This is a genomic window from Streptomyces sp. CC228A (genome assembly GCF_021390935.1).
Taxonomy (GTDB): domain Bacteria; phylum Actinomycetota; class Actinomycetes; order Streptomycetales; family Streptomycetaceae; genus Streptomyces.
This window is the reverse complement of the sequence record NZ_JAJPUI010000009.1, coordinates 138,465-160,967: the sequence shown is the minus strand read 5'-3', so window position 1 is coordinate 160,967 and position 22,503 is coordinate 138,465. Positions and strand designations below refer to the sequence as shown.

Genomic DNA, 22,503 nt, shown 5'->3' with positions numbered 1-22,503 from the left:
GTCAGGAGACCCGCAGGAGGTCACTTGACCTCGACGGAGGCACCGGCGCCCTTGAGGGCCTCGGCGGCCTTGTCAGCGGCCTCCTTGTTGACCTTCTCCAGGACCGGCTTCGGGGCGCCGTCCACCAGGTCCTTGGCCTCCTTCAGGCCGAGGGAGGTCAGCTCGCGCACGACCTTGATGACCTGGATCTTCTTGTCGCCGGCACCGGTGAGGATGACGTCGAACTCGTCCTTCTCATCCTCGGCCTCGGCGGCGGCGCCACCAGCGGCACCACCGGCGACGACGACCGGCGCGGCAGCGGCGGCGGTGACGTCGAACTTCTCCTCGAAGGCCTTCACGAACTCGGAGAGCTCGATGAGGGTCATCTCCTCGAACTGCGCGAGCAGCTCGTCCTGGGTGAGCTTCGCCATGATGGCGGTCCTTCCACTCATTCGGCAGGTGCCGGGATGTACATGTGAGGCGGGCGTACGTCTGGCCCGCTGTGACCGCCGCCGCAGGTCAGGCGGCGATCAGAGTGCGAGCCGAATTACTCGGCACCGCCCTGCTCGGCCTGCTTGGCGCGCAGCGCGTCCACGGTGCGGACGAGCTTCGACGGCAGCGCCTGGAAGACGGAGGCAGCCTGGGACTGCTTCGCCTTGAAGGCACCGGCCAGCTTGCTGAGCAGAACCTCGCGGGACTCGAGGTCCGCAAGCTTCTTGATCTCGTCGGCGGACAGCGCCTTGCCGTCAAGGACACCGCCCTTGATGACGAGATTCGGGTTCTCCTTGGCGAAGTCACGAAGACCCTTCGCCGCCTCGACCGGGTCACCGGTGACGAAGGCGACCGCCGTCGGACCGTTGAACAGGTCGTCGAGCGTGCTGATCCCGGCCTCGTTGGCCGCAATCTTGGTCAGCGTGTTCTTCACCACGGCGTACTGGGCGTTCTCACCGAGCGAACGGCGCAGCTGCTTGGTCTGCGCCACGGTGAGACCGCGGTACTCGGTCAGCACAGCGGCGCTGGAGCTGCGAAACTTGTCCGTCAGCTCGGCAACCGCGGCAGCCTTGTCGGGCCTCGCCATGAGCCTCGGCCTCCTTCCGGGTGATTCGGACCGCAGTGGCTGAAGGAAGGAGACTGGGCAAAACGAAACGCCCCGGCGCAGGCACACGGGGCGTCACTCGACCAGAACGGAATCCTGGGAGTACTTCCTGAGTCACCTGCGCGGGTCGTCCGCAGCTAGCGGATCCTTCGGCCGCCGCACCCGTACGGGCACAGCAGCGACCAGCGGTCTTTGGCTTCTCAGGCAGAGTACGGGAGGGGGGCGCAGACAGGCAAATCGGTGCCTGTCTGCGCCCGGGGTCCGCTCGTCAGGCCGCGTCGGCGAACGGTTCCTCGCCGGCGCCCGCGCGGCCGGCACCCGCGCCCTCGCCCTCGCCCACGGCGCCCGCTATCCCCTCGATCATCTCGACGAAGTCGACGGTCTCGTCGGCCGGCGGTGCCTTCACGGCCGCCTTGGTGCCGTAGTCGGAGTACTCGGCGGTGATCTTCACCGTGCCCTGGGCCGTCTCCATGCCGACATCCATCTTGACGGGGTAGCCGTCGCCGTCGACCCAGACCTCGGTGTCGTACGCCTTGAGGCCCGACTTCTCGGCCTCGGCGACCAGTTCGTCGCGCTCCTCGTCGCTGAGCACCGAGAGCGACTTGTTGGCGGCCACCATCTCGTCCACGGACACCCGGCCCCGGTAGTGCTGGGTCTCCACGCCCTCGACCTTCGCCGGGCCGATGTGCTTGAGGCTCGGGGAGTCGAGGAGCAGGGCCAGCTGCTGCGCCGGGTCCTGGTTCATGGTCTCCAGGCCCTGGGTCATCTGCTTCTGGATCCGGGCGTCCCCGGACTTCTCGGCCAGGGCCTTGAAGTCCAGCTTCATCCAGCTCTTGCCCCGGAACTCCTCCGGAGTCCCCTCGCCCGCCTCCATGGCCTTACCCATGTCCATGTACATGACCTGGTCGAGCATGATCATGCGGAACTCGCCGGGTCCGCCCTGCTCCGCCAGCGGCCCGCCCTTGACCGTGAAGTCCATCACCGCGGGATCCCACCCGAGGACACCGGACATCTCCATCTCCCCGAGGCCCCCGGCGCCCTCCGGTCCACCGGGCATGCTCAGCGTCATCTGCACCTTGGCGGACTTGGCCTTCGAGGTCTTCTCGTACGCGGCCTTGATGGCGTCGACCGGTGAAGCCCCCAGGACCTCGTCACGCGGCGCGTCGGCGGCCTTCTTGTCCCCGTCCTGGCAGGCCGCCGCGCTCGCCATCACGGCCAGGGCCGCGACGGAGACACCGAGACGCCTGCGGACACGCGTGCTGTTCATTCCCCACCCTCAAGATCTCTCATACGAACACCTGCACGCTAGCGCATGGGTCCGACACTCCGGCCTGAAAAAAGTCGGCCCCGGCCCTCAGGGGAGGAGCGGGGCCGGCACGCACACCGGCCCCCGTCCTTCCGGAGAAGGGCGGGGGCCGGTCGGCGAACCGGGTGAGCCGTCAGGCTCAGACCGCGGCCGGGTCCTCCTCGACGAGGAGGTTCCGGGTGCGGTTCGGGTCCAGCGGGATGCCGGGGCCCATGGTGGTGGTGAGGGTCGCCTTCTTGACGTAGCGGCCCTTCGCGGCGGACGGCTTCAGGCGGAGGATCTCCTCCAGGGCCGCGCCGTAGTTCTCGACCAGCTTCGTCTCGTCGAACGACACCTTGCCGATGATGAAGTGCAGGTTCGAGTGCTTGTCGACACGGAACTCGATCTTGCCGCCCTTGATGTCGGTGACGGCCTTGGCGACGTCCATGGTGACGGTGCCGGTCTTCGGGTTCGGCATCAGACCACGGGGGCCGAGGACGCGGCCGAGGCGGCCGACCTTGCCCATGAGGTCAGGGGTGGCGACGACGGCGTCGAAGTCCAGACGGCCCTTCGCCACCTCGTCGATCAGTTCGTCGGAGCCGACGATGTCGGCGCCCGCGGCCTCCGCGGCCGCAGCACGGTCACCGGTCGCGAAGACCAGGACCCGGGCGGTCTTGCCGGTGCCGTGCGGAAGGTTCACGGTGCCACGGACCATCTGGTCGGCCTTGCGCGGGTCGACGCCCAGGCGGAAGGCGACCTCGACGGTGCCGTCGAACTTCGTGCTGGCGGTCTCCTTGGCGAGGCGGACGGCCTCGAGGGGGGCGTAGGTACGCGCCCGGTCGATCTTCGCGTCCGCGGCTCGCAGAGCCTTGCTGCGCTTCACTGCTTCTCCTGTGTTTCAGGGGTGGAGTCGTGGTGCGGGCCAGCGCCTGGCCCTACCACAGAGGTCACTGCGAGGGGGCTGGTCAGCCCTCGACCGTGATGCCCATGGAACGGGCGGTGCCGGCGATGATCTTCGCGGCGGCGTCCAGGTCGTTCGCGTTGAGGTCGGGCATCTTGGTGGTGGCGATCTCGCGGACCTGCGCCTCGGTGATCTTGGCGACCTTGGTCTTGTGCGGCTCGCTGGAGCCCTTCTCCACACCCGCGGCCTTGAGGATCATCTTCGCGGCCGGCGGAGTCTTGGTGACGAAGGTGAAGGAGCGGTCCTCGTAGACCGTGATCTCCACCGGGATCACCCAGCCGCGCTGCGACTCGGTCGCGGCGTTGTAGGCCTTGCAGAACTCCATGATGTTGACGCCGTGCTGACCCAGCGCCGGGCCGACCGGCGGAGCCGGGTTGGCGGCGCCGGCCTGGATCTGGAGCTTGATAAGCCCCGTGACCTTCTTCTTCTTGGGAGGCATTGCTCTCTCCGGGTCCTAGTGAGAGTGTTCCGCCGCCACCCGGCATCATCCGGATGGAGGCATACCGCACAACGATAACGGGTATCGGTGCACGTCCAAAAACCGAGCAGGTCAGAGGCGGGAATCCCCACCTCTGACCTGTCCGGAAGCCTTCAGAACGCCGGGTGCTCCGACCCTGGCCTCAGTTCTTCTGGATCTGGTCGAAGCTGAGCTCGACCGGGGTCTCGCGGCCGAAGATCTCGACGAGGCCCTTGACCTTCTTCGAGTCGGCGTTGATCTCGTTGATGGTCGCCTGCAGCGTGGCGAACGGACCGTCGGTGACGGTGACGGAGTCGCCGACCTCGAAGTCCAGGACCTGGACCTCGACCTTGCGGGCGGGGGCGGGCTTGCCCGCGGCCTCGGCGGCCTCGCGGGCGGCCTTGTCCTCGGCCTCCGGGGCGAGCATCTTGACGATCTCGTCCAGGGTCAGCGGGTACGGGTCGTAGGCGTTGCCGACGAAGCCGGTGACGCCGGGGGTGTTGCGGACGACGCCCCAGGACTCGTTCGTCAGGTCCATGCGGACGAGCACATAGCCAGGCAGCTTGTTCTGCTTGACGTTCTTGCGCTCGCCGTTCTTGATCTGGACGATCTCTTCCTCGGGGACCTCGGCCTGGTAGATGAAGTCCTCGACGTTCAGCGAGACGGCACGCTGCTCCAGGTTGGCCTTCACGCGCTTCTCGTAGCCCGCGTAGGTGTGGATGACGTACCACTCGCCCGGCAGGCCGCGCAGCTCCTCGCGGAGGGCGGCGACCGGGTCGACGGGGGCGGCGGCCTCGGCAGCAGCCTCGGTCTCGTCGTCCTCGTCGGACTCGTCGTCAGCCTCGGCGGCCTCGTCCTCGTCGGCCTCGTCCTCGGACTCCGTCTCGTCGGTGTCCTCGGCGTCCTCGGCGTCCTCGACCGTCTTGTCGGCCTCGGCGTGACCCTTGGTCGCCTCGTCGGCAGCGGCGTCCGCAGCTTCCGCCTGGTCCTCGACGGCCGCCTCGACGACGTCGAGCTCGTCCTGGGCGGACTCGTTCAGGTTCGGGTCAGACACGGTGGCTGCTTCTTCCTGGATACAGATGGGGTGGAACATGCGAAAAGGGGCGCCGGGGTGGGCGCCCTCCGCGGGAATCAGCCGAAGACGTACTTGACTGCTTCCGTGAAGCCGAGATCGATCACGGTCACCATGGCGATCATGATGACGACGAAGATGATCACAACGGTCGTGTAGGTCGAGAGCTGGCTACGGGTAGGCCAGACGACCTTGCGCAGCTCGGCGACGATCTGGCGGTAGAAGAGCGCGAGACGGCCCAGCGGGCCCTTCTTGGCTCGCTTGCCACCCTTGCGGTTCTTCTTCGACTCCGGGGCTTCGTCTTCAGCATCAGGCATGTCGATGGAGCCTACGGCGTCCGTCACGTCTCTCACCTGATTCCGGGTCGGCCGTGCCGCGCCCGGGTGGAGCCGCACGGCGGTGCAATGAAGTACATACCTGCGCACACATCCTGGCGGTGTGTGTAGCAGGGCCGGAGGGACTTGAACCCCCAACCGCTGGTTTTGGAGACCAGTGCTCTACCAATTGAGCTACGACCCTTTGTGGTGCTCCCCCAACTTACCGCATCCGCAGCAGTGCTCCGTAAGCCTCGGTGCGGGTGGTTCGTGAGGGCCAACGATCAGAGAGTGTACGTGGTCAGCGGCGCCGCGTCGAACAGATACCCCCGCGAGCCCGCCGTCCATCGGCCGCGCGGCCGGGCCCGCAGCCCCCGCGGAGGCCGCCCGCGGGGGTCCTCGGCGGTACCGGTTCATACGGTGAAACCCGTGTACCGGGGCCACGCGGGGTCTGGGAGCATGGGCCGCATGAGCGCTGCAACTCCTCCGACCTCCCCGACCGAGCGCAGGGTCTCCGCCCGCATCGGCGCGATCTCCGAGTCCGCCACCCTGGCCGTGGACGCCAAGGCCAAGGCCCTCAAGGCGGCCGGCCGCCCGGTGATCGGCTTCGGCGCGGGCGAGCCCGACTTCCCGACGCCCGACTACATCGTCGAGGCCGCGGTCGAGGCCTGCCGTAACCCGAAGTACCACCGCTACACCCCGGCCGGCGGCCTGCCCGAGCTGAAGGCCGCGATCGCCGCGAAGACGCTGCGCGACTCCGGCTACGAGGTGGACCCGTCCCAGATCCTCGTGACGAACGGCGGCAAGCAGGCCATCTACGAGGCGTTCGCCGCCATCCTGGACCCGGGCGACGAGGTCATCGTCCCGGCCCCGTACTGGACCACCTACCCGGAGTCGATCCGTCTCGCCGGCGGCGTCCCGGTGGAGGTCGTCGCCGACGAGACCACCGGCTACCGCGTGTCCGTGGAGCAGCTGGAGGCGGCGCGCACCGAGCGCACCAAGGTCGTGCTCTTCGTCTCCCCGTCGAACCCGACCGGCGCCGTCTACTCCCGCGAGGACGCCGAGGCCATCGGCCGCTGGGCCGCGGAGCACGGGCTGTGGGTGCTGACGGACGAGATCTACGAGCACCTCGTGTACGGAGACGCCGTCTTCACGTCGCTCCCGGCGCTGGTGCCCGAGCTGCGGGACAAGTGCATCGTGGTGAACGGCGTGGCGAAGACGTACGCGATGACCGGCTGGCGCGTGGGCTGGATCGTCGGCCCGAAGGACGTCGTGAAGGCCGCGACGAACCTCCAGTCGCACGCCACCTCGAACGTCTCCAACGTGGCGCAGGTCGCCGCGCTGGCGGCGGTCTCCGGCGACCTGGACGCGGTGGCGGCGATGCGCGAGGCGTTCGACCGGCGCCGCCAGACGATCGTGCGGATGCTGAACGAGATCGACGGCGTGGTCTGCCCGACTCCGGAGGGCGCCTTCTACGCCTACCCGTCGGTGAAGGGGCTGCTGGGCAAGGAGATCCGCGGCAAGCGCCCGCAGACCTCCGTGGAGCTGGCGGCGCTGATCCTCGACGAGGTGGAGGTCGCGGTGGTGCCGGGTGAGGCGTTCGGGACGCCGGGCTACCTGCGGCTGTCGTACGCGCTGGGCGACGAGGACCTGGTCGAGGGCGTGAGCCGGATGCAGAAGCTGCTGGCGGAGGCCCGCGACTGACGCGGTCCGCTGCCGCGGTCCCTCCGGCGGGCTTCGACCTGGGAACGTTCCCAGGTCGAAGCCCGCTTCTTCGTTCCCTGACGCACCCGATCGGAGAAAGGGGCTGCCGCGGGGCGCGGATGTGCGGCAGGATCCCTGGATGGAGCACGTTGTCCGCGATCTGAAACTGCTGCCGAAGGCGCATCTGCACCTGCACTTCACCGGGTCGATGCGGCCCTCCACCCTCCTGGAGCTCGCCGACAAGTACGGCGTGCACCTTCCGGAGGCGCTGACCGGCGGGGAGCCGCCGAAGCTGCGGGCGACCGACGAGCGGGGCTGGTTCAGGTTCCAGCGCCTGTACGACATCGCCCGGTCGTGCCTGCGGGAACCGGAGGACATCCGGCGGCTGGTGCGTGAGGTGGCCGAGGAGGACGTGCGGGACGGTTCCGGCTGGCTGGAGATCCAGGTGGACCCCACCTCGTACGCACCGAGGCTCGGCGGCCTGATCCCCGCCCTGGAGATCATCCTGGACGCGGTGCGGACCGCGCAGCGGGACACCGGCCTGGCGATCAGGGTGCTGGTCGCCGCGAACCGCATGAAGCACCCGCTGGACGCGCGGACGCTGGCGCGGCTCGCCGTGCGCTACCGGGACCAGGGCGTGGTGGGCTTCGGGCTGTCGAACGACGAGCGGCGCGGCATGGCCCGCGACTTCGACCGGGCGTTCGCGATCGCGCGGGACGGCGGGCTGCTGGCCGCGCCGCACGGCGGCGAGCTGACCGGCCCGGCGTCCGTGCGGGACTGCCTGGACGACCTGCGGGCCTCGCGCATCGGTCACGGGGTCCGGGCGGTGGAGGACCCGCGGCTGCTGCGGCTGCTCGCGGAGAGAGGCGTGACGTGCGAGGTCTGCCCGGCGTCGAACGTGGCGCTCGGCGTGTACGAGAAGCCGGAGTACGTGCCGCTGCGGACGCTGTTCGAGGCGGGCGTGCCGATGGCGCTGGGCGCGGACGACCCGCTGCTGTTCGGGGCGCGGCTCGCGGACCAGTACGAGATCGCGCGGCACCACCACGGCTTCACGGACGCCGAGCTCGCGGAGCTGGCCCGGCAGTCGGTGCGGGGTTCGGTGGCGCCGGAGGACGTGCGGCGCGCGCTGCTGTCGGGGATCGACGACTGGCTGGCCGCGGACCCGGCGGCCGGAGGCGCCGCGGGCTCCGAGGCGGGCAGCGGGCCCCGCAGGTAGCGGGGTGCTGGCGTCCGGGGCCCGCCTGCGTACGTGAAGCGCGGGTGACATCGCGGTTCACCTCCGCTCGCGCGGAGAGCAGGCCCGCCCGGGTACGTGAAGCGGGGGTGACATCGCGGTTCACCTCCGCTCGCGCGGAGAGCAGGCCCGCCCGGGTACGTGAAGCGGGGGTGCGCGGGAGCGCGGGGCCTGACCGGCCGGGCGTATGAGCGGCGCCGCGCCGCCGGGGCGGCGCCGCGGGGTGCCGCTCTTCGCGGCAAACGGCGGCGGGCTCGGGCCGCGGGGTCTCCTGCGCGTACGACGGCCGGATGCGGCGCCGAGGCGGGGTGAGGCGCCGGAAGCGGCGCGAGCCGACCCGGGGCGCGGCCACCGGAAGCGGCGCGGAGGCGTTGCGGCCGCGGCGGGCGGCAGGCTCGCGGGGGCTTCAGAGGCTCCGCGCCGGGCGGTCGGCCCGTGGGAGCCTCAGAGGCTGACGCCGACGGTCACCGGCTCGTTGACGAGCGTGACGCCGAAGGCGTCCCGTACGCCGGCGACGACCTCGCGGGCCAGGGCGAGCAGGTCCTCGGTGGTGGCCTCGCCGCGGTTCGTGAGCGCCAGGGTGTGCTTGGTGGAGATCCGGGCGGGCCCGGAGCCGTACCCCTTGGTGAAGCCGGCCTTGTCGATGAGCCAGGCGGCGGAGGTCTTGGTCCGCCCCTCCCCCGCCGGGTACGCGGGCGGCGTGACGTCGGCGCCGAGGCGCTCGCGAACGCGGCCGAGGAACGCCTCGTACGCCTCGTCCGTGAGGATCGGGTTGGTGAAGAACGACCCGGCGGACCAGGTGTCGTGGTCGTCCGGGTCCAGGACCATGCCCTTCCCGGCGCGCAGGGCGAGGACGGTCTCGCGTGCGTCGGCGAGCGGCACGCGGTCGCCCACCTCGACGCCGAGGGCGCGCGCGGTCTCCGCGTACCGGACCGGGGCGCTCATGCCCTGCCCGTCCTCCAACCCGAAGCGGACCCGCAGGACGACGAACCGGTCGGCGTCGCCCTTGAAGCGGCTGTGCCGGTAGGAGAAGCCGCACGCCTCGCCGGGGAGGGTGACGACCTCGTCCGCACGCCGGTCGTACGCGACGACCTCGGTGATCGTGGAGGAGACCTCCTGGCCGTACGCCCCGACGTTCTGGATGGGGGTGGCCCCCGCGGAACCGGGGATGCCGGCCAGGCACTCGACGCCGGCGAGCCCGGCCTCCACGGTGCGGGCCACGGCGTCGGACCAGACCTCGCCCGCGGCGAGCTCCAGGCGGGTGCCGTCGAGGCGGAAGCCGCGTGTGGCGATGCGCAGGGCGGTGCCGTCGAAGCCCTTGTCACCGATGACCAGGTTGGACCCGCCGCCGATCAGCAGCAGCGGTGTCCCGGTGGCGTCGGCCTCCCGTACGGCGGCGACGACCTCGTCGTCCGTGGTGGCGGTGAGCAGCCGGTTGGCGGGGCCGCCGAGCCGGAACGTGGTCAGCGGGGCGAGGGGAGCGTCGTGGAGTTCCTGCACGCGCCAAGCCTACGGTGCGGCCCGCGCCGGCGGCCCCGGAGACCTTCCAGGGCCGGGCGCGCTCCACGGCTGCACGGCTGCACGGCTTCCGGCGGCCGACGGCCGACTGCTGGCGGCCGGCCGCCGTCGGATGCGGGAGCCGCGGCAGGGACGAAGCCGGGCGGCTTCGGCGGCTCCGAGGCTCGACGGCTGCCTCGGGGCCGCGGGCGTACGGGCGCACAGCCCGGATGTGGGGCGGTCGGCAGGCGGCCGCCGGCCCCGGCCTGCCGGCGGCCGTGTGCCCGCGCCGCGCCCCAGCCGTACCCGCCGCCGGCCGCGGTCGCCGAGCGCCAGGCCGGAGGTCACGGAGGACCTCGGCCGGAGGGTCAGGCGAGCCGGACCACCGCGCGGGACATGCCGAGTACCCTCTGGCCACCGCTCATGGCGGTCAGGTCGACGCGTACCCGCCGGTCGTCCAGCTTGGCCGCGACCTTGGCACTCACCTCGATGAGCGCGCCCTCGTCGTCGTTCGGCACGACGACCGGCTTGGTGAAGCGCACGCCGTACTCGACGACGGCGGCCGGGTCCCCCGCCCAGTCGGTGACGACCCGGATCGCCTCGGCCATCGTGAACATGCCGTGCGCGATGACGTCCGGCAGGCCGACCTCGCGGGCGAACTTCTCGTTCCAGTGAATCGGGTTGAAGTCGCCGGAGGCGCCCGCGTACCGCACCAGGGTGGCGCGGGTGACGGGGAAGCTCTGGGCCGGCAGTTCGGTGCCGACCTCGACGTCGTCGTATGCGATCTTCGCGGTCATGGTGTGTCTCACGCCTCCTCTGCCGCGCGCGCGACGAGCTTGGTCCACGCGGTCACGACGTGCTCGCCCGCCTCGTCGTACACCTCGCCGCGGACGTCGAGGATGTCGTTGCCCGCGAGGGACTTGATCGCCTCGATGGTCGAGGTGACGGTGAGCCGGTCCCCGGCCCGCACGGGCCGGCTGTAGGCGAACTTCTGGTCGCCGTGCACGACGCGGCTGTAGTCCAGGCCGAGCTGCGGGTCGGCGATGACCTCCTCGGAGGCCTTGAACGTGATGGCGAACACGAAGGTCGGCGGAGCGATCACATCGGGATGACCGAGCGCCTTGGCCGCCTCCGTGTCGGTGAAAGCCGGGTTCGGGTCGCCGACGGCCTCGGCGAACTCGCGGATCTTCTCACGCCCCACCTCGTACGGAGGGGTGGGCGGATAGGTCCGCCCCACGAAGGACTGGTCGAGCGCCATGTAAGCGGTACCTCCTGCGGTCGTACTCAGTGATCAGGCAATCAGACCGTCGGCCGGCCCGGCGATCCGGGGCCCGTGTTCCGACCGGGATACCGCAACCTGGGTGCCCCGGCCGGCCGGGTTTCCTGGCCCGGTCCTTGCGTCCGGGTGCCATGCATGTCATCCCGAACGGGGGCTCCCGTGAAGCGCGCTCCGGGCGGCGAAGGCGCGGAATCCGAGATCCGGTGAGCCCGATGAGCCCGGTGGTTCCGTGGCTCGGTGGGCCGATGGTTCCGGTGGGCCGGTGGGCCGGTCACTCTGTGGCCCCGCGGCCACCCCGGTGATCCCGTGGTCAAACGACACGAGGCCGCCCCCGGTGGGGACGGCCTCGTGTACGAGCCTGTTTCAGCGCGTCTCGCGGTGCGCAGTGTGTGCGTTGCAGCGCGGGCAGTGCTTCTTCATCTCAAGACGGTCCGGGTTGTTGCGCCGGTTCTTCTTGGTGATGTAGTTCCGCTCCTTGCACTCCACGCAGGCCAGCGTGATCTTCGGGCGGACGTCGGTGGCAGCCACGTGAGTGCTCCTTGACGGACGGATGGACGGATTAACGCAGAAAAGAGTAGCCGATCGAAGGACCGACCCCACAATCGGCTACTGGGAGTAGCGGTGACCGGACTTGAACCGGTGACACAGCGATTATGAGCCGCTTGCTCTACCGACTGAGCTACACCGCTTTGATGTACGGATCACCTCACCCTAAGGTGAGGATCACCTCACACCAGAGCCCCAATACGGAATCGAACCGTAGACCTTCTCCTTACCATGGAGACGCTCTGCCGACTGAGCTATTGGGGCGAGCGATGAAGACATTACACGGTCGGCGCCCGTTCGCCCAAATCCGATACGCGGCCCGCCCGAGGGCCTGCCGGGCAGCAGGCCGCGGAGCTCCCCGGAGCCGGCGGGAGGCCGTTCCTCCCCGGCTCGACACCCGGCTCACGCACCGGTTCCCGGGTCAGCCGCGCCCCGACCCCGACCGCCGCACCGGGCCGTCCGAGGAGGGCCCGCGGGCGCGCACGGGGCGGGCACTCCGGCGCGGGCGCGGGACGGGTAGCCCGGCGGGGCCGGGCGGGCACCCCGGCGGGTACGGGACGGGTACCTAGACGGGCGCGAGGCGGGCATGCCGGCGGGCGCCCTGGCAAAGACATGGCCGCAAGCACGGGGACGGGCACCCCGGCGGGTACGGGACGGGTACCCAGGCGGGCGCGAGGCGGGCACCCCGGCAGACATGGCCGCAGGCACGGGATCGGGCACCCCGGCGGGCACGGGGGCGGGCGCCGGGGCACCCCGCACCCACCCCGCACCGGCTGAGACAGCACCCGGCCTCCGGGCCCGTACCAGCGCGTTACCGTCCCCGGCGGCGCCTCGTACGCCACTCGTGCCTCACGCCAGTACGACTATTGCGCTCCTCCTCGAAGCCCGGACGGACGGCGCCTAGGCTCGGCTCACGCTGCGCGATCTTGCCCCCTCGTCCCAGGCCCCGCTCCCCGCTCCCCCGCTCCCATCCCCTTCCCCGTGAGGAGCCCGATGTCCTCCGACAGCCAGCAGCCGCGGCCGCCCGAGGGCGCCACCACCGGCACCACCACGCTGCTGCTGTGCGGCGCCCGGCTCACCGACGGCCGCACCGTCGACGTACGGGTCAGCGGCGGCCGCATCGAGGCCGTCGGCACACCCGGCAGCCTCGGTTCGCACGGAGCCAGGGTGGACCTCGGCGGCTACCTCCTGCTGCCCGCCCCCGCGGAACCGCACGCGCACGCCGACACGGCGCTCAGTGCGGAGGCGCCCGGCCCGGTCTCGTACGCGGCCGACGACGTCCAGCGCCGCGCCACCGAGGCGGCCCTGCTGCAACTCGGCCACGGGGCGACGGCCATGCGCGCCCACGTGAGGATCGGCGACGTACAGGAACTGGCCCCCCTTGAGGCGGTGCTGCAGGCGCGGCGGGCGCTGCGCGGGCTGGCGGACCTGACGACCGTGGCAGTACCGCGGCTGCTGACGGGGGTCGCGGGCGCGGACGGGCTGGCGATGCTGCGGGACGCACTGAAGATGGGCGCTTCCGTCGTGGGCGGCTGTCCGGATCTGGACCCTGATCCGGCCGGGTACGTGGAGGCGCTGCTGGAGGTGGCGGCGGAGCACGGCTGCCCGGTCGACCTGCACACGGACGGAGACGACCCGGCGCGGCTGGCTCGGCTGGCGGCCGTGGCGGGCGGGCTGCGCCCGGGAGTGGCGATCGGTCCGTGCGGCGCGCTGGGCCGGCTCCCGGCGGACGCTCAGGGCCGGGTGGCGGACCAGCTGGCGGCGGCGGGCGTCACGGTGATGTGCCTGCCGCAGGGCGGCTGCGGGGGCACGGAGCTGCGGGCCGTGGCGCCGGTACGGCTGCTGCGGGCGGCGGGGGTGCGGCTGGCGGCGGGCGGCGGTGCGCTGCGCGACCTGGCGAACCCGGTGGGTCGCGGCGATCCGCTGGAGGCGGCGTACCTGCTGGCCTCCCAGGGCGGGCTGCGGCCGACGGAGGCGTACGGGGCGGTGAGCGAGGCCGCGCGGGAGGCGATGGGGCTGCCGCCGGTGCGGGTGGAGGCCGGGTTCCCCGCGGAGCTCCTGGCGGTGCGCGGCGAGCAGCTGCCGTCGGTGCTGTCCCTCGCGTACAGCAGGATCGTCATCCACCGCGGGCGGGTGGTGGCCAGGACGAGCGCGGTGCGCGAGTACTGCGACTCGGCGGCGGCGCTGGAACTGCCGCGCCAGGCCCGGCCGGACACGCGCCCGTGAGCGCGCGGCGCCTTTTGACCGTACGGTCGTGAGCATGCGTATCGTCATCGCTGGAGGACACGGTCAGATCGCGCTGCGTCTGGAGCGGCTGCTTGCGGCGGCCGGGCACGAGGCCGCGGGCATCATCCGCACACCCGAGCAGGCGGACGACCTGCGGGCGGCAGGCGCCGAACCGGTCGTCATGGACCTGGAGTCGGCGTCGGTGGAGATGGTGGCGGCGGTGCTGCAGGGCGCCGACGCGGCGGTCTTCGCGGCGGGCGCCGGCCCGGGCAGCGGGCCCGCCCGCAAGGTCACGGTGGACCGGGACGCTGCCGTCCTGCTGGCCGACGCGGCGGAGCGCGCGGGTGTGCGCCGGTTCGTCGTCGTCTCCTCGATGCGCGCCGCCCCCGACCACCCCGGCGACGACGTCTTCGACGCGTACCTGCGGGCGAAGGGCGAGGCGGACGCCTATGTCCGCGCGAAGTCGTCGCTGGACTGGACGATCCTGCGCCCGGGGATGCTGACGAACGACGCGGGCACGGGGCTGGTACGCCTGGAGGCCTCCACCGGGCGCGGTCCGGTCCCCCGCGACGACGTGGCCGCCGTCCTGGCCGAACTCCTCGAAACCCCGGCCACAGCCGGCCTCACCCTGGAACTGACCACCGGCTCGGTCCCGGTAGCGGTCGCCGTCAGGGCAGTCGCGGGAAACTGACCGCGGGTCGGCTCTCCGTGGTCATCCCGACGGGGGACGGCCACCACCGAGTCGACGAGCGCCCGTGTCTTCCGACGCATCGTCAGGCCGCACACTCGCCGGGCAGACGCCCTCCCTCCGGGGTGCAGCGCGAACACGGCCCTGGGCACGCCGGTCGCCGTCGGTGTCGGCCCCGCGGGCGACCGCCTGCGGATCGCCGGCCTGTACACCGCGGTGCGGATCGCCCGGCCTGTCCACCACGGTGAGGCGAGAGCCGGCAGGGCTTCTTCCCCCCTCCGCTGCCTACGGCAGATCAGCGACCACCGGTCAGCCCGTCGGTCTCGATCCCGACGCGGCGGCCGAGAGCAGTGCGTGCGCCGGCGACATGATGGAGGCCGTGCGCGGGCTCATGCCCTTCGCCGGTCGCTCTGTGCGGATGCGCCGCGGGGGCGCCGTGCGGGCGGCAGCCAGGCGGGGGCGCGGGCTGGGTCCTGGCGCGCGGGGCCGGCAGGGGGCTGGGGCCGTGGCCGCGGAGTCGGCAGGGGGCCGGGACGTCGGGGGCCGCGATCCGGCCGGGCGCGGTGGTGGAGCGTGCCGGGAAAGTCCTGCGGGGCGGGACGGGGGAAGGTCGTGGGGGGTGGGGGCCGTGGGCGGGGGCGTGTCTCGGAGTGTCGGCACAGCAGAACGGCCCCTGATCGCGTTTCCGCAGATCAGGGGCCGTTCCATCCTGTGGCGGCGCCAGGATTCGAACCTGGGTAGGCTAAGCCGACGGATTTACAGTCCGCTCCCATTGGCCACTCGGGCACACCGCCTGGGATATCGCCTCGGAGGACCGGCCTTGCGGCGGTACTCCCTGGCAACGACGTAAACAATACCTGATCCCCGGGGGTGCTCCGCCACTGGATTCGATCAGCCACGGGGTGGTCCCGGGTGGCTAGGCTGTGGGGTTGCGACCGGCGGGTCCGGACGCACTTCTACGCACCCGATACAAGGAGCCACAGGACATGGCCGACTCCAGTTTCGACATCGTCTCGAAGGTCGAGCGGCAGGAGGTCGACAACGCCCTCAACCAGGCGGCGAAGGAGATCTCCCAGCGCTACGACTTCAAGGGCGTCGGGGCGTCGATCGCGTGGTCCGGCGAGAAGATCCTGATGCAGGCGAACTCCGAGGAGCGGGTCAAGGCGATCCTCGACGTCTTCCAGTCCAAGCTGATCAAGCGCGGCATCTCGCTGAAGGCGCTGGACGCCGGTGAGCCGCAGCTTTCCGGCAAGGAGTACAAGATCTTCGCCTCCATCCAGGAGGGCATCTCCCAGGAGAACGCCAAGAAGGTCGCGAAGATCATCCGCGACGAGGGCCCGAAGGGCGTGAAGGCCCAGGTGCAGGGCGACGAGCTGCGGGTCAGCTCCAAGAGCCGCGACGACCTGCAGGCCGTCATCGCACTGCTCAAGGGCAAGGACTTCGACTTCGCCCTGCAGTTCGTGAACTACCGCTGATCGGCGGCGCCCGGCACCCGGGGCGGGACGGGGGCGGATCCGGTCGGCGGCCGGTCCGCCCCCGCCTTGTCTGCCGGGGGTGGAGACGGGAGGGGCCGGGCCGGTCGGCTTCATGTCGGAAAGCTGCCAGCCCCCGCTCCCCCGCCGCGCCACACTGGCGGGGAGGAAGGGATGGACGAGTCATGATCGTGTACACGCGGGTCGGAAGCCCACTGGGCGACCTCCTGCTGGTGGGCGAGGAGCGTCCCGACGGGTCCGCCGCACTCCGCTCGGTGTCCTTGCCCGAGCAGAAGGGCGGTGCCGTCGTCCAGGAGGCATGGCGGAGTGCGCCCGCGACCTTCACCGCGGTCGCCGAGCAGCTCGACGCCTACTTCGCCGGCCGGAGGACCCGCTTCGACGTGCCCTGTGTGATGCCGGCCTCCGCGACCGAGTTCCAGCAGCGGGTGTGGCGGGTCCTCGACGACATCCCGTACGGAACCACGGTGACGTACGGGGAGGTCGCCGCCCGCATCGGTACCAGCGGTGCCGGGGTACGGGCCGTGGGCACGGCGATCGGGCGCAACCCGCTGCTGGTGGTGCGGCCCTGTCACCGGGTGATCGGCGCGGACGGTGCGCTGCGCGGCTACGCCGCCGGCCCGGAGCGCAAGCAGCTGCTGCTGGGGTGGGAAGGGGCGCTCGTACGGTGACCGGCGGCGGGCTGTTCGCCTTGCCGCGCGGGCGGGCCGAGGTGGCGCCAGGCGCGGTGCACCTACCGGGCTGGCTGCCCCTGGCGCGGCAGCGCGAGCTGGTCGACGCCTGCCGGGCGTGGGCCCGGGGCCCGGTACCGCTGCGGCACACGGTGCTGCCCGGTGGCGGGGTGATGTCCGTCCGGACGCTGTGCCTCGGCTGGCACTGGCAGCCCTACCGCTACAGCCGGACCGCCGACGACGTGAACGGCGCCCGTGTCGCACCCCTCCCGTCCTGGCTGGTCGAGTGGGGGCGGGCGGCGGTGGCGGACGCGTACGGTGACGACGGCGGGTATGCGCCGGACGCCGCACTGGTGAACTTCTACGACGCCGAAGCGCGTATGGGCATGCACCGGGACGAGGAGGAGCGGTGCGGTGCCCCGGTGGTGTCCCTCAGCCTCGGTGACAGCTGCGTCTTCCGGTTCGGGAACACGGAGCACCGGGGGCGGCCGTACACCGACGTGGAGCTGGCGTCGGGCGATCTGTTCGTCTTCGGCGGAGCCTCCCGCTTCGCCTATCACGGGGTGACGAAGGTGTACCCGGGCACGGGTGATCCGGCCACGGGCATGCGCGGGGGCCGCCTGAACGTCACCCTGCGGGAGACCGGCCTGACGGGCCGTCTTCCGGAGGCGGCCTGACGGGTCGTCCGTGGTCCAGGGCGGCATCGCGCACGTGCAGCGGTTCTCGGTGGGCACTGCCAACTTCGACGCCACCGACCTCAGCTGCGGCTACGGCAATCAGATCGTGACCGCGCCGGCGAACCTGGGGTGAGCGGCGCGAGGTACGTCGTCGACACCTCCCGCAACGGTACGGCGCGATGGACCCCAGTGGCCGACACGTCGACTGCGCAACCCCGTCGGCCGCAAGCTCGCGTGCCGTCATCGCTCGGCATCGGCGGCGCCGAATACCTGCTGTGGATCAAACTCCCCGGGGACTCCGAGGGCAGTACGGTACCGCCCCGCCCGGGACCCCCGCCAGCACGTTCTCCCCGTTCCTCGCCGGGAACCTGATCAACGGCATCTGAGAAGCCAAACCTGAAACGTTATAGGATCAGCGGGAGTTGGATCGCCGGTACGCTGCTTACGGGAAGTCGCTCAGACCAGCTCGGACGTCTTCTCTACCCGCCTCTGGCACACGAGATGGCCAGAGTCATTGCCGGCCGACCTTACTCTTCACCGTAGGCACGGGGGAGTGTCATGGGTCCCCAGCCTGGCCTGCTGAAATAGTCAGAAGCCTGTTACAGGTTGAGGAGAGTTCCTGTCATGAAGCGAGTTTCCCTGAAGATGTCCGCTGCCCTGGCGGCGGCCGGCGCTGTCGCCAGCCTGGTGACCGTGGGTGTCACCGCTCCGGCGGCCAACGCCGCGCCCTCCTGCGTCAAAGTGCAGCATGGGAGGACCTTCTACGAGGAGACCGCCTTCGGAAAGTACTATTGATCAGAAACTCATGGGGTTCTCGTCCATGACGTAGCGGACGTGTGGGCCACCGAAGTAGCCGCGGACGATGTGCGGCTGACGCTGACGCCTGCGGAAGAAGCGGCGGGTTTCGGCAGCGAGTTCGGCCTGGTCGCGGGCCCGGTGCTGCTTGGGCAGGCTGTGCTTGAGGTCGGCGTTGACCAGCTCGTCGGGGTTCAGCTCGGGCGAGTACGGGGGCAGGAAGTGCAGCTCTACATCATCGGGGTGGGCGGCGTGCCAGTCGCGGACCTTCTTCGAGCGGTGCGCGGAGTGACCGTCGACCACGAGGTGGACCTTGTGGTCGAAGTGGCCGGCGAGCCGGCCCAGGAAGCGGCACATCACTTCGGCGGTGAAGGACTCGGTGAAGACCATGAAGTGCATCCGGCCCTTGGTGCTGATCGCCGACATCGCGTTCACGGAGAACCGGTTCCCGCTCCGCCGCACGACGGGCGTCTTCCCCTTCTCACCCCAGGTGCGGCCGGTGACCTGGTCGGATCGGATGCCGACCTGGTCGGCGAAGAGGATCTCGCCGCCGTCTTTCTTCGCCTGCACGCGGATCTTCGGCCAGGTCTCTTCATGCCAGCGCCGGACGGCCTCGGGGTCCTGCTCGACGGCCCGCTTGTCCGGGCGCTGGAAGGACAGCCCCCATCGCTTCAAATACTTGCCCACCCCCACCTCGGTCAGCCGCACCCGGTACAGCTTCGCGATCAGCTCGCCCACCAGCCGCCGTGTCCACAGCTGACCGGAAAGCCCCACGTCACACGGCCGGTGGTCCAGGACCGCCTGCCGCACCGCGGCCTGCTCGGCCTCCCCGAGCACCTGGTGCACACCGACCGGCTTACCCCGAGGACGCATGACCAGGGCCTCCCGACCACCGGCCTGCCACTTCGCCCACCAGCCGTCGACCGCCTTCAGCGACACCCCGAACACTGCCGCCACGTCCTCGCGGTCCCGCCCCGCCATCAGAGCGGCCACCGCCCGCAGCCGCAGGGCCTCCTGCGCCGACGGCGACAGATGCCGCGCGTCCCCCACCAGATCGCTCACACCCACCCAACGACCCAGAACCCAAACCGTTTCTGATCAATATCACCACTGGGTGAAGATCACGAACAACTGCGCCAGCAAGAAGAAGCTCAAGGTGGACTGGAGGGGGGCCTTTATGCCCGACTCGAAGTGCACCACGATCAACAAGGGCAAGAGCGCAGAATTCACCAAGGACGGCAAGTGGGGCGCCTACGCCGGGTGGTACGGCTGCTGAGCTGACCCGTAGGGCATTCAGCTTCTCACCGGGTTCTGGCGGAGAACGCCAGCCCAGCCCGGTAGAAGACCACACCGAAGCTCCCGGCCGACGGCCTGCCAGCCAGCAGATCGCCGACCGGGAGCTTCGCTGTGTTCCGTGTCCTGGACTGAAGGCGTGGCACGGCATCGTGAGCGGCTACGACAAGATGCCCGAGAGTGATCTTGCTGGCCTCCACCTGCGAGGAGCAGTGATCTGGATGCGCAGCCTCCAATGATCACGACTCAATACAGGCCCTAAGAGCTGTCCCGTAACTGGACGGCACCTCCTTGCCGATCCCGGATCGGACCGTGTCAGTGACTAGTGACAGGATCGAGGGGTGCTGATCAAGGGATACGACGTCGGCCCGTTGGTGCCGGGCGAGTCACTGCTGGTCCACCCGGGCTTCTGGTCGAACTACCTCCTGGCGATGTGCAGCGACGGAGGGTGTCCCGAGCGCCCGGTTCCAGAGTGGTTCGGCGAGGACGGCGCCGATGTCGATGCCCTGTCCGAGGTCCTCTTCGATCCTGAGCGCTGGCCAGCGTTCAGGGTGCCGGCAGAAGACGGCCCCGGAGCCGTGGTGATCTACCGCAACCTGGATGGCGATTACGGCACCGACTACCTCCTCACCCATCCAGCCAGAAGCTACGCCGAGCAGATCGCCAGCTGGGACGGAGATTTCTCGGGCACTGGGCTGACATGGCACGAACTGATCCGGATCGCTGACAGCCCGTCGCTTACGGACGAAGGCGTCCAGGACACGGCCACCCGCTTCCTGCTGCTGCTTCCCCTCCTCACCGAGCCGGACGTGCCGGAAACAGCACCAGCAAGGCTTATCGCCGCCCTGACCGCAGTCGGCGCGCCGCAAGACACTGCCTCCATCGCGGCGGAGCACCTCCTGGCCCACCTCACGAGGAGATCCCGACACGACCCCACGTGGGCCTCTCCGCTGAGCGGCAGCTGAGAGGTGGCCCGAGCCGCCAGCCACGCCATGAAACGATCTTGGTATGGCTGGTGTGATCACGGCGTCGGAATCTTCCTGGATAGCCCCGTTCTCCGGGCTGAGCCCTCGCGCCTTCGGGAAGCTGGTAACGGTTCTGCGGCGCCAGGGTGCAGACGCAGTCCGCAAGGGCCGGCCGTGGAGCCTTCCGCTGGAGGATCGGGCCCTGCTGGTCGCGGCCTACTGGCGAACGAACCTCACAATGCGGCAACTCGCTCCGCTGTTCGGGGTGTCGAAGTCGGCGGCGGACCGGATCATCGACCGCCTCGGGCCGATGCTCGCTCTCCAGCCCCGTAAACGGTTCGCCAAGGACACCGTGCTCATCGTGGACGGCACCCTGGTCCCAACCCGCGACCACGCCATCGCCGAGCGGTCGAAGAACTACCGGTACTCCACCAACCACCAGGTCGTCATCGACGCCGACACGCGCCTGGTCGTCGTGGTCGGCCGGCCGATCGCCGGGAACCGCAACGACTGCAAGGCGTGGGAGGAATCCGGCGCCAAAGCCGCCGTCGGGAAGACCACCACGATCGCCGACGGCGGCTACCCCGGCACCGGATTGGTCATCCCGCACCGTCGGCAGCGCGGCCAGACCGAACTCCCGGACTGGAAAGAGGACCACAATAGGTCCCACAAGCACGTCCGCGCCCGGGTCGAGCACGTCTTCGCCCGCATGAAGACCTGGAAGATCCTCCGCACTGCCGCCTCAAAGGCGACGGCGTCCACCACGCCATGCTCGGCATCGCCCGCATGCACAACCTCGCCCTCGCCGGATAAGGCAGCGGGCGCAGCGGCCAACCATGTCTGAGGCGACCAGAAGATCATTTACGGGACAACCCTTAGCTGTGTTGTCCCGGGACGTTGGTGACACGCGTGCTGGGTGCTTGAACGGGTGAGGGCCTTCTGGTTTCGGTGTGGATTGCGACATCTACCGCCGACTGCCAGGAGGCCCTCGTGTCCCACCGTAATGCCCCGCTGACCCCGACCGGCAGGCTGCGTCCGGCCCGGTGTGTCGTGGATGACGGATGGCCGCTGCGGCGGGCCGCGGAACGCTTCCAGGTCAGCCACACCACAGCCGCACGCTGGGCGAGCCGCTACCGACAGCTGGGCCCGGCCGGGATGCACGACCGCTCCAGCCGCCCTCACCACAGCCCGCGCCGAACGCCGGCAGCCGTCGAGGAGCAGGTCGTGCGGTTGCGGCGCGAGCACCGCATCGGACCGGTGCGGCTGGCCGCCCGCTGCGGCATCGCCGCCTCCACCGCCCACCGCATCCTCGTCCGGCACCACCTGCCCGCCCTGACCACGCTGGACCGGGCCACCGGCGAACCCGTCCGCCGCTACGAACACTCCCGGCCCGGCGAACTGCTCCACATCGACGTCAAGAAACTCGGCCGCATCCCCGACGGCGGCGGCCACAAGTTCCTCGGCCGGCCGGCCGGCCGGGTCAACCAGGACCGCCGCAACGGCACCGGATACGCCTACCTGCACACCGCCCTGGACGACCACTCCCGCCTCGCCTACACCGAGGACCTGCCCGACGAGAAGGCCGCCACCTGTGCGGCCTTCCTGCGACGGGCAACAGCCTGGTTCGCCCACCAGGGCATCACCATCGAGCGGGTCCTGACCGACAACGCCTGGGCCTACACCAAGAACACCTGGCGCCAGACCTGCCACGAGCTGGGTATCAGCCCTCGCTGGACCCGGCCCTGGCGGCCGCAGACCAACGGCAAGATCGAACGCTTCCACCGCACCCTGCTCGACGAATGGGCCTACGCCCGCCCCTACCGCTCAGAGCAGGAACGACGCGACGCCTTCCCCGGCTGGCTGCACACCTACAATCACCACCGCGGACACACCGCGCTGAAAGGCCAACCACCCGCAAGCCGCGTCCCCAACCTCACGGGTCAACACACCTAGCGGGAGCGGGAGTGGCCGAACAGGATCCGGTACGCGATCAGCAACACCAGCGATCCACCGATGGCGGCCAGCCAGGTGGCGCCGTCGAAGAAGTCGTTGCTGATCGGCCGGTCGAGGAAGCGGGCCGACAGCCAGCCGCCTGTGAAGGCCCCCGCGATGCCTATGAGGGTCGTGCCGATGAGGCCGCCCGGATCGCGGCCCGGGAGCAGCACCTTCGCTATGACACCGGCCAGCAGGCCGAGGATGATCCAGCCGAAAACGGTCATGCTCTCCTCTTTGCTCTCGCGCGTTTCGGGGGTTGCCCCCTAGGACGCCGGGGGT

Annotated in this window: 25 protein-coding genes, 4 tRNA genes and 1 pseudogene; 13 read left to right on the top strand and 17 right to left on the bottom strand. The window is 70.6% G+C overall.

Features of this window, described 5'->3' with window-relative positions; all coding sequences use genetic code 11:
* Positions 1-20: 20 nt before the first annotated feature.
* The 8 genes from rplL to L6E17_RS24220 all read right to left on the bottom strand — a co-directional run bounded on the left by rplL (position 21) and on the right by L6E17_RS24220 (position 5,369).
* The gene (gene rplL, locus L6E17_RS24255; protein ID WP_236242849.1) at positions 21-410 is read right to left on the bottom strand and encodes a 50S ribosomal protein L7/L12; all 390 of its coding nucleotides are present in this window, start codon (positions 408-410) and stop codon (positions 21-23) included.
* Positions 411-526: 116 nt separating this feature from the next.
* On the bottom strand, positions 527-1,057 hold the full coding sequence (gene rplJ, locus L6E17_RS24250; protein ID WP_071273103.1) for a 50S ribosomal protein L10: 531 nt from the start codon (positions 1,055-1,057) through the stop codon (positions 527-529).
* A gap of 286 nt (positions 1,058-1,343) precedes the next feature.
* The gene (locus L6E17_RS24245) at positions 1,344-2,342 is read right to left on the bottom strand and encodes a hypothetical protein (RefSeq protein WP_236242848.1); all 999 of its coding nucleotides are present in this window, start codon (positions 2,340-2,342) and stop codon (positions 1,344-1,346) included.
* 178 nt (positions 2,343-2,520) lie between these two features.
* The gene (gene rplA, locus L6E17_RS24240; protein WP_236242847.1) at positions 2,521-3,243 is read right to left on the bottom strand and encodes a 50S ribosomal protein L1; all 723 of its coding nucleotides are present in this window, start codon (positions 3,241-3,243) and stop codon (positions 2,521-2,523) included.
* Positions 3,244-3,325: 82 nt separating this feature from the next.
* The gene (gene rplK, locus L6E17_RS24235; protein ID WP_071273094.1) at positions 3,326-3,760 is read right to left on the bottom strand and encodes a 50S ribosomal protein L11; all 435 of its coding nucleotides are present in this window, start codon (positions 3,758-3,760) and stop codon (positions 3,326-3,328) included.
* A 181-nt stretch (positions 3,761-3,941) separates the two neighbouring features.
* Entirely contained in the window at positions 3,942-4,832 is an 891-nt protein-coding gene (gene nusG / locus L6E17_RS24230; protein ID WP_374109134.1) for a transcription termination/antitermination protein NusG, read from the bottom strand.
* Between the two features lie 77 nt (positions 4,833-4,909).
* On the bottom strand, positions 4,910-5,194 hold the full coding sequence (gene secE, locus L6E17_RS24225; RefSeq protein WP_071273091.1) for a preprotein translocase subunit SecE: 285 nt from the start codon (positions 5,192-5,194) through the stop codon (positions 4,910-4,912).
* A gap of 102 nt (positions 5,195-5,296) precedes the next feature.
* Positions 5,297-5,369 (bottom strand) — tRNA-Trp (locus L6E17_RS24220).
* Positions 5,370-5,632: 263 nt separating this feature from the next.
* Between L6E17_RS24220 and L6E17_RS24215 the strand changes: the two genes are divergently transcribed.
* Together L6E17_RS24215 and L6E17_RS24210 are read left to right on the top strand one after the other, a co-directional pair.
* Positions 5,633-6,868 carry a pyridoxal phosphate-dependent aminotransferase gene (locus L6E17_RS24215; RefSeq protein ID WP_071273088.1) on the top strand — a complete coding sequence of 412 codons (1,236 nt, stop codon included), beginning with the start codon at positions 5,633-5,635 and terminating at the stop codon, positions 6,866-6,868.
* A gap of 139 nt (positions 6,869-7,007) precedes the next feature.
* Positions 7,008-8,084: an adenosine deaminase gene (locus L6E17_RS24210; protein WP_236242845.1), complete on the top strand. Its 1,077-nt coding sequence runs from the start codon at positions 7,008-7,010 to the stop codon at positions 8,082-8,084.
* A gap of 462 nt (positions 8,085-8,546) precedes the next feature.
* Here L6E17_RS24210 and L6E17_RS24205 read toward each other — a convergent pair whose 3' ends face one another.
* The 6 genes from L6E17_RS24205 to L6E17_RS24180 all read right to left on the bottom strand — a co-directional run bounded on the left by L6E17_RS24205 (position 8,547) and on the right by L6E17_RS24180 (position 11,688).
* Positions 8,547-9,602 carry a UDP-N-acetylmuramate dehydrogenase gene (locus L6E17_RS24205; protein WP_236242844.1) on the bottom strand — a complete coding sequence of 352 codons (1,056 nt, stop codon included), beginning with the start codon at positions 9,600-9,602 and terminating at the stop codon, positions 8,547-8,549.
* Between the two features lie 365 nt (positions 9,603-9,967).
* On the bottom strand, positions 9,968-10,396 hold the full coding sequence (locus tag L6E17_RS24200; protein ID WP_236242843.1) for a MaoC family dehydratase: 429 nt from the start codon (positions 10,394-10,396) through the stop codon (positions 9,968-9,970).
* A gap of 8 nt (positions 10,397-10,404) precedes the next feature.
* Entirely contained in the window at positions 10,405-10,857 is a 453-nt protein-coding gene (locus L6E17_RS24195) for a MaoC family dehydratase N-terminal domain-containing protein (protein ID WP_236242842.1), read from the bottom strand.
* 384 nt (positions 10,858-11,241) lie between these two features.
* The gene (gene rpmG / locus L6E17_RS24190; protein WP_003948671.1) at positions 11,242-11,406 is read right to left on the bottom strand and encodes a 50S ribosomal protein L33; all 165 of its coding nucleotides are present in this window, start codon (positions 11,404-11,406) and stop codon (positions 11,242-11,244) included.
* Positions 11,407-11,494: 88 nt separating this feature from the next.
* Positions 11,495-11,567: transfer RNA gene (locus L6E17_RS24185), tRNA-Met, on the bottom strand.
* Between the two features lie 48 nt (positions 11,568-11,615).
* Positions 11,616-11,688: transfer RNA gene (locus L6E17_RS24180), tRNA-Thr, on the bottom strand.
* A gap of 729 nt (positions 11,689-12,417) precedes the next feature.
* On the opposite strand from L6E17_RS24180, the gene L6E17_RS24175 reads away from it, so the two are divergent.
* Together L6E17_RS24175 and L6E17_RS24170 are read left to right on the top strand one after the other, a co-directional pair.
* Positions 12,418-13,650: an amidohydrolase family protein gene (locus L6E17_RS24175; protein WP_236242841.1), complete on the top strand. Its 1,233-nt coding sequence runs from the start codon at positions 12,418-12,420 to the stop codon at positions 13,648-13,650.
* A gap of 34 nt (positions 13,651-13,684) precedes the next feature.
* Positions 13,685-14,341 (top strand): NAD(P)H-binding protein, encoded by a 657-nt coding sequence (locus tag L6E17_RS24170; protein ID WP_236242840.1) that lies wholly within the window; start codon positions 13,685-13,687, stop codon positions 14,339-14,341.
* A 709-nt stretch (positions 14,342-15,050) separates the two neighbouring features.
* On the opposite strand, the gene L6E17_RS24165 is transcribed toward L6E17_RS24170, so the two are convergent.
* Positions 15,051-15,132 (bottom strand) — tRNA-Tyr (locus L6E17_RS24165).
* A 192-nt stretch (positions 15,133-15,324) separates the two neighbouring features.
* On the opposite strand from L6E17_RS24165, the gene L6E17_RS24160 reads away from it, so the two are divergent.
* The 5 genes from L6E17_RS24160 (at position 15,325) to L6E17_RS24145 (ending at position 17,971) form a co-directional block, all read left to right on the top strand.
* A complete protein-coding gene (locus tag L6E17_RS24160; protein WP_236242839.1) occupies positions 15,325-15,813 on the top strand; it encodes a YajQ family cyclic di-GMP-binding protein in 489 nt (162 codons plus the stop codon).
* A 182-nt stretch (positions 15,814-15,995) separates the two neighbouring features.
* Positions 15,996-16,499 (top strand): methylated-DNA--[protein]-cysteine S-methyltransferase, encoded by a 504-nt coding sequence (locus tag L6E17_RS24155; RefSeq protein ID WP_236242838.1) that lies wholly within the window; start codon positions 15,996-15,998, stop codon positions 16,497-16,499.
* Positions 16,496-17,176: an alpha-ketoglutarate-dependent dioxygenase AlkB gene (locus tag L6E17_RS24150; RefSeq protein ID WP_236242837.1), complete on the top strand. Its 681-nt coding sequence runs from the start codon at positions 16,496-16,498 to the stop codon at positions 17,174-17,176. The genes L6E17_RS24155 and L6E17_RS24150 overlap by 4 nt, the downstream gene beginning before the upstream one ends.
* Before the next feature lie 10 nt (positions 17,177-17,186).
* Positions 17,187-17,309, top strand: a complete 123-nt coding sequence (locus L6E17_RS30705) for a hypothetical protein (protein WP_268985584.1) — start codon at positions 17,187-17,189, stop codon at positions 17,307-17,309.
* A gap of 491 nt (positions 17,310-17,800) precedes the next feature.
* Positions 17,801-17,971, top strand: coding sequence for a hypothetical protein (locus tag L6E17_RS24145; protein WP_236242836.1), 171 nt, complete (start codon positions 17,801-17,803; stop codon positions 17,969-17,971).
* Here L6E17_RS24145 and L6E17_RS24140 read toward each other — a convergent pair whose 3' ends face one another.
* Positions 17,972-18,973 (bottom strand): IS630 family transposase, encoded by a 1,002-nt coding sequence (locus tag L6E17_RS24140; RefSeq protein ID WP_236242916.1) that lies wholly within the window; start codon positions 18,971-18,973, stop codon positions 17,972-17,974. It abuts the gene before it with no gap.
* Positions 18,974-19,085: 112 nt separating this feature from the next.
* Between L6E17_RS24140 and L6E17_RS24135 the strand changes: the two genes are divergently transcribed.
* From L6E17_RS24135 to L6E17_RS24120, 4 genes and pseudogenes are all read left to right on the top strand, one after another.
* Complete coding sequence (locus L6E17_RS24135) at positions 19,086-19,247, top strand: hypothetical protein (protein ID WP_236242835.1); 162 nt, start codon at positions 19,086-19,088, stop codon at positions 19,245-19,247.
* A gap of 358 nt (positions 19,248-19,605) precedes the next feature.
* The gene (locus L6E17_RS24130; protein ID WP_236242834.1) at positions 19,606-20,229 is read left to right on the top strand and encodes a hypothetical protein; all 624 of its coding nucleotides are present in this window, start codon (positions 19,606-19,608) and stop codon (positions 20,227-20,229) included.
* A gap of 43 nt (positions 20,230-20,272) precedes the next feature.
* Positions 20,273-21,042, top strand: a pseudogene (locus L6E17_RS24125) (transposase).
* A 177-nt stretch (positions 21,043-21,219) separates the two neighbouring features.
* A complete protein-coding gene (locus L6E17_RS24120) occupies positions 21,220-22,182 on the top strand; it encodes an IS481 family transposase (protein WP_236242833.1) in 963 nt (320 codons plus the stop codon).
* Here L6E17_RS24120 and L6E17_RS24115 read toward each other — a convergent pair.
* Positions 22,179-22,448, bottom strand: a complete 270-nt coding sequence (locus tag L6E17_RS24115; RefSeq protein ID WP_236242832.1) for a GlsB/YeaQ/YmgE family stress response membrane protein — start codon at positions 22,446-22,448, stop codon at positions 22,179-22,181. The genes L6E17_RS24120 and L6E17_RS24115 overlap by 4 nt on opposite strands.
* Positions 22,449-22,503 lie beyond the last annotated feature (55 nt).

What these genes read in the sequence shown, in the direction of transcription:
- L6E17_RS24155 (WP_236242838.1), top strand. Translation starts at nt 15,996, where the DNA reads ATGATCGTGTACACGCGGGTCGGAAGCCCACTGGGCGACCTCCTGCTG.
- rplK (WP_071273094.1), bottom strand. Translation starts at nt 3,760, where the DNA reads ATGCCTCCCAAGAAGAAGAAGGTCACGGGGCTTATCAAGCTCCAGATC.
- rplL (WP_236242849.1), bottom strand. Translation starts at nt 410, where the DNA reads ATGGCGAAGCTCACCCAGGACGAGCTGCTCGCGCAGTTCGAGGAGATG.
- L6E17_RS24175 (WP_236242841.1), top strand. Translation starts at nt 12,418, where the DNA reads ATGTCCTCCGACAGCCAGCAGCCGCGGCCGCCCGAGGGCGCCACCACC.
- L6E17_RS24115 (WP_236242832.1), bottom strand. Translation starts at nt 22,448, where the DNA reads ATGACCGTTTTCGGCTGGATCATCCTCGGCCTGCTGGCCGGTGTCATA.
- L6E17_RS24215 (WP_071273088.1), top strand. Translation starts at nt 5,633, where the DNA reads ATGAGCGCTGCAACTCCTCCGACCTCCCCGACCGAGCGCAGGGTCTCC.
- L6E17_RS24200 (WP_236242843.1), bottom strand. Translation starts at nt 10,396, where the DNA reads ATGACCGCGAAGATCGCATACGACGACGTCGAGGTCGGCACCGAACTG.
- L6E17_RS24195 (WP_236242842.1), bottom strand. Translation starts at nt 10,857, where the DNA reads ATGGCGCTCGACCAGTCCTTCGTGGGGCGGACCTATCCGCCCACCCCT.
- rplJ (WP_071273103.1), bottom strand. Translation starts at nt 1,057, where the DNA reads ATGGCGAGGCCCGACAAGGCTGCCGCGGTTGCCGAGCTGACGGACAAG.
- L6E17_RS24170 (WP_236242840.1), top strand. Translation starts at nt 13,685, where the DNA reads ATGCGTATCGTCATCGCTGGAGGACACGGTCAGATCGCGCTGCGTCTG.
- L6E17_RS24245 (WP_236242848.1), bottom strand. Translation starts at nt 2,342, where the DNA reads ATGAACAGCACGCGTGTCCGCAGGCGTCTCGGTGTCTCCGTCGCGGCC.
- L6E17_RS24160 (WP_236242839.1), top strand. Translation starts at nt 15,325, where the DNA reads ATGGCCGACTCCAGTTTCGACATCGTCTCGAAGGTCGAGCGGCAGGAG.
- L6E17_RS24145 (WP_236242836.1), top strand. Translation starts at nt 17,801, where the DNA reads ATGAAGCGAGTTTCCCTGAAGATGTCCGCTGCCCTGGCGGCGGCCGGC.
- L6E17_RS24210 (WP_236242845.1), top strand. Translation starts at nt 7,008, where the DNA reads ATGGAGCACGTTGTCCGCGATCTGAAACTGCTGCCGAAGGCGCATCTG.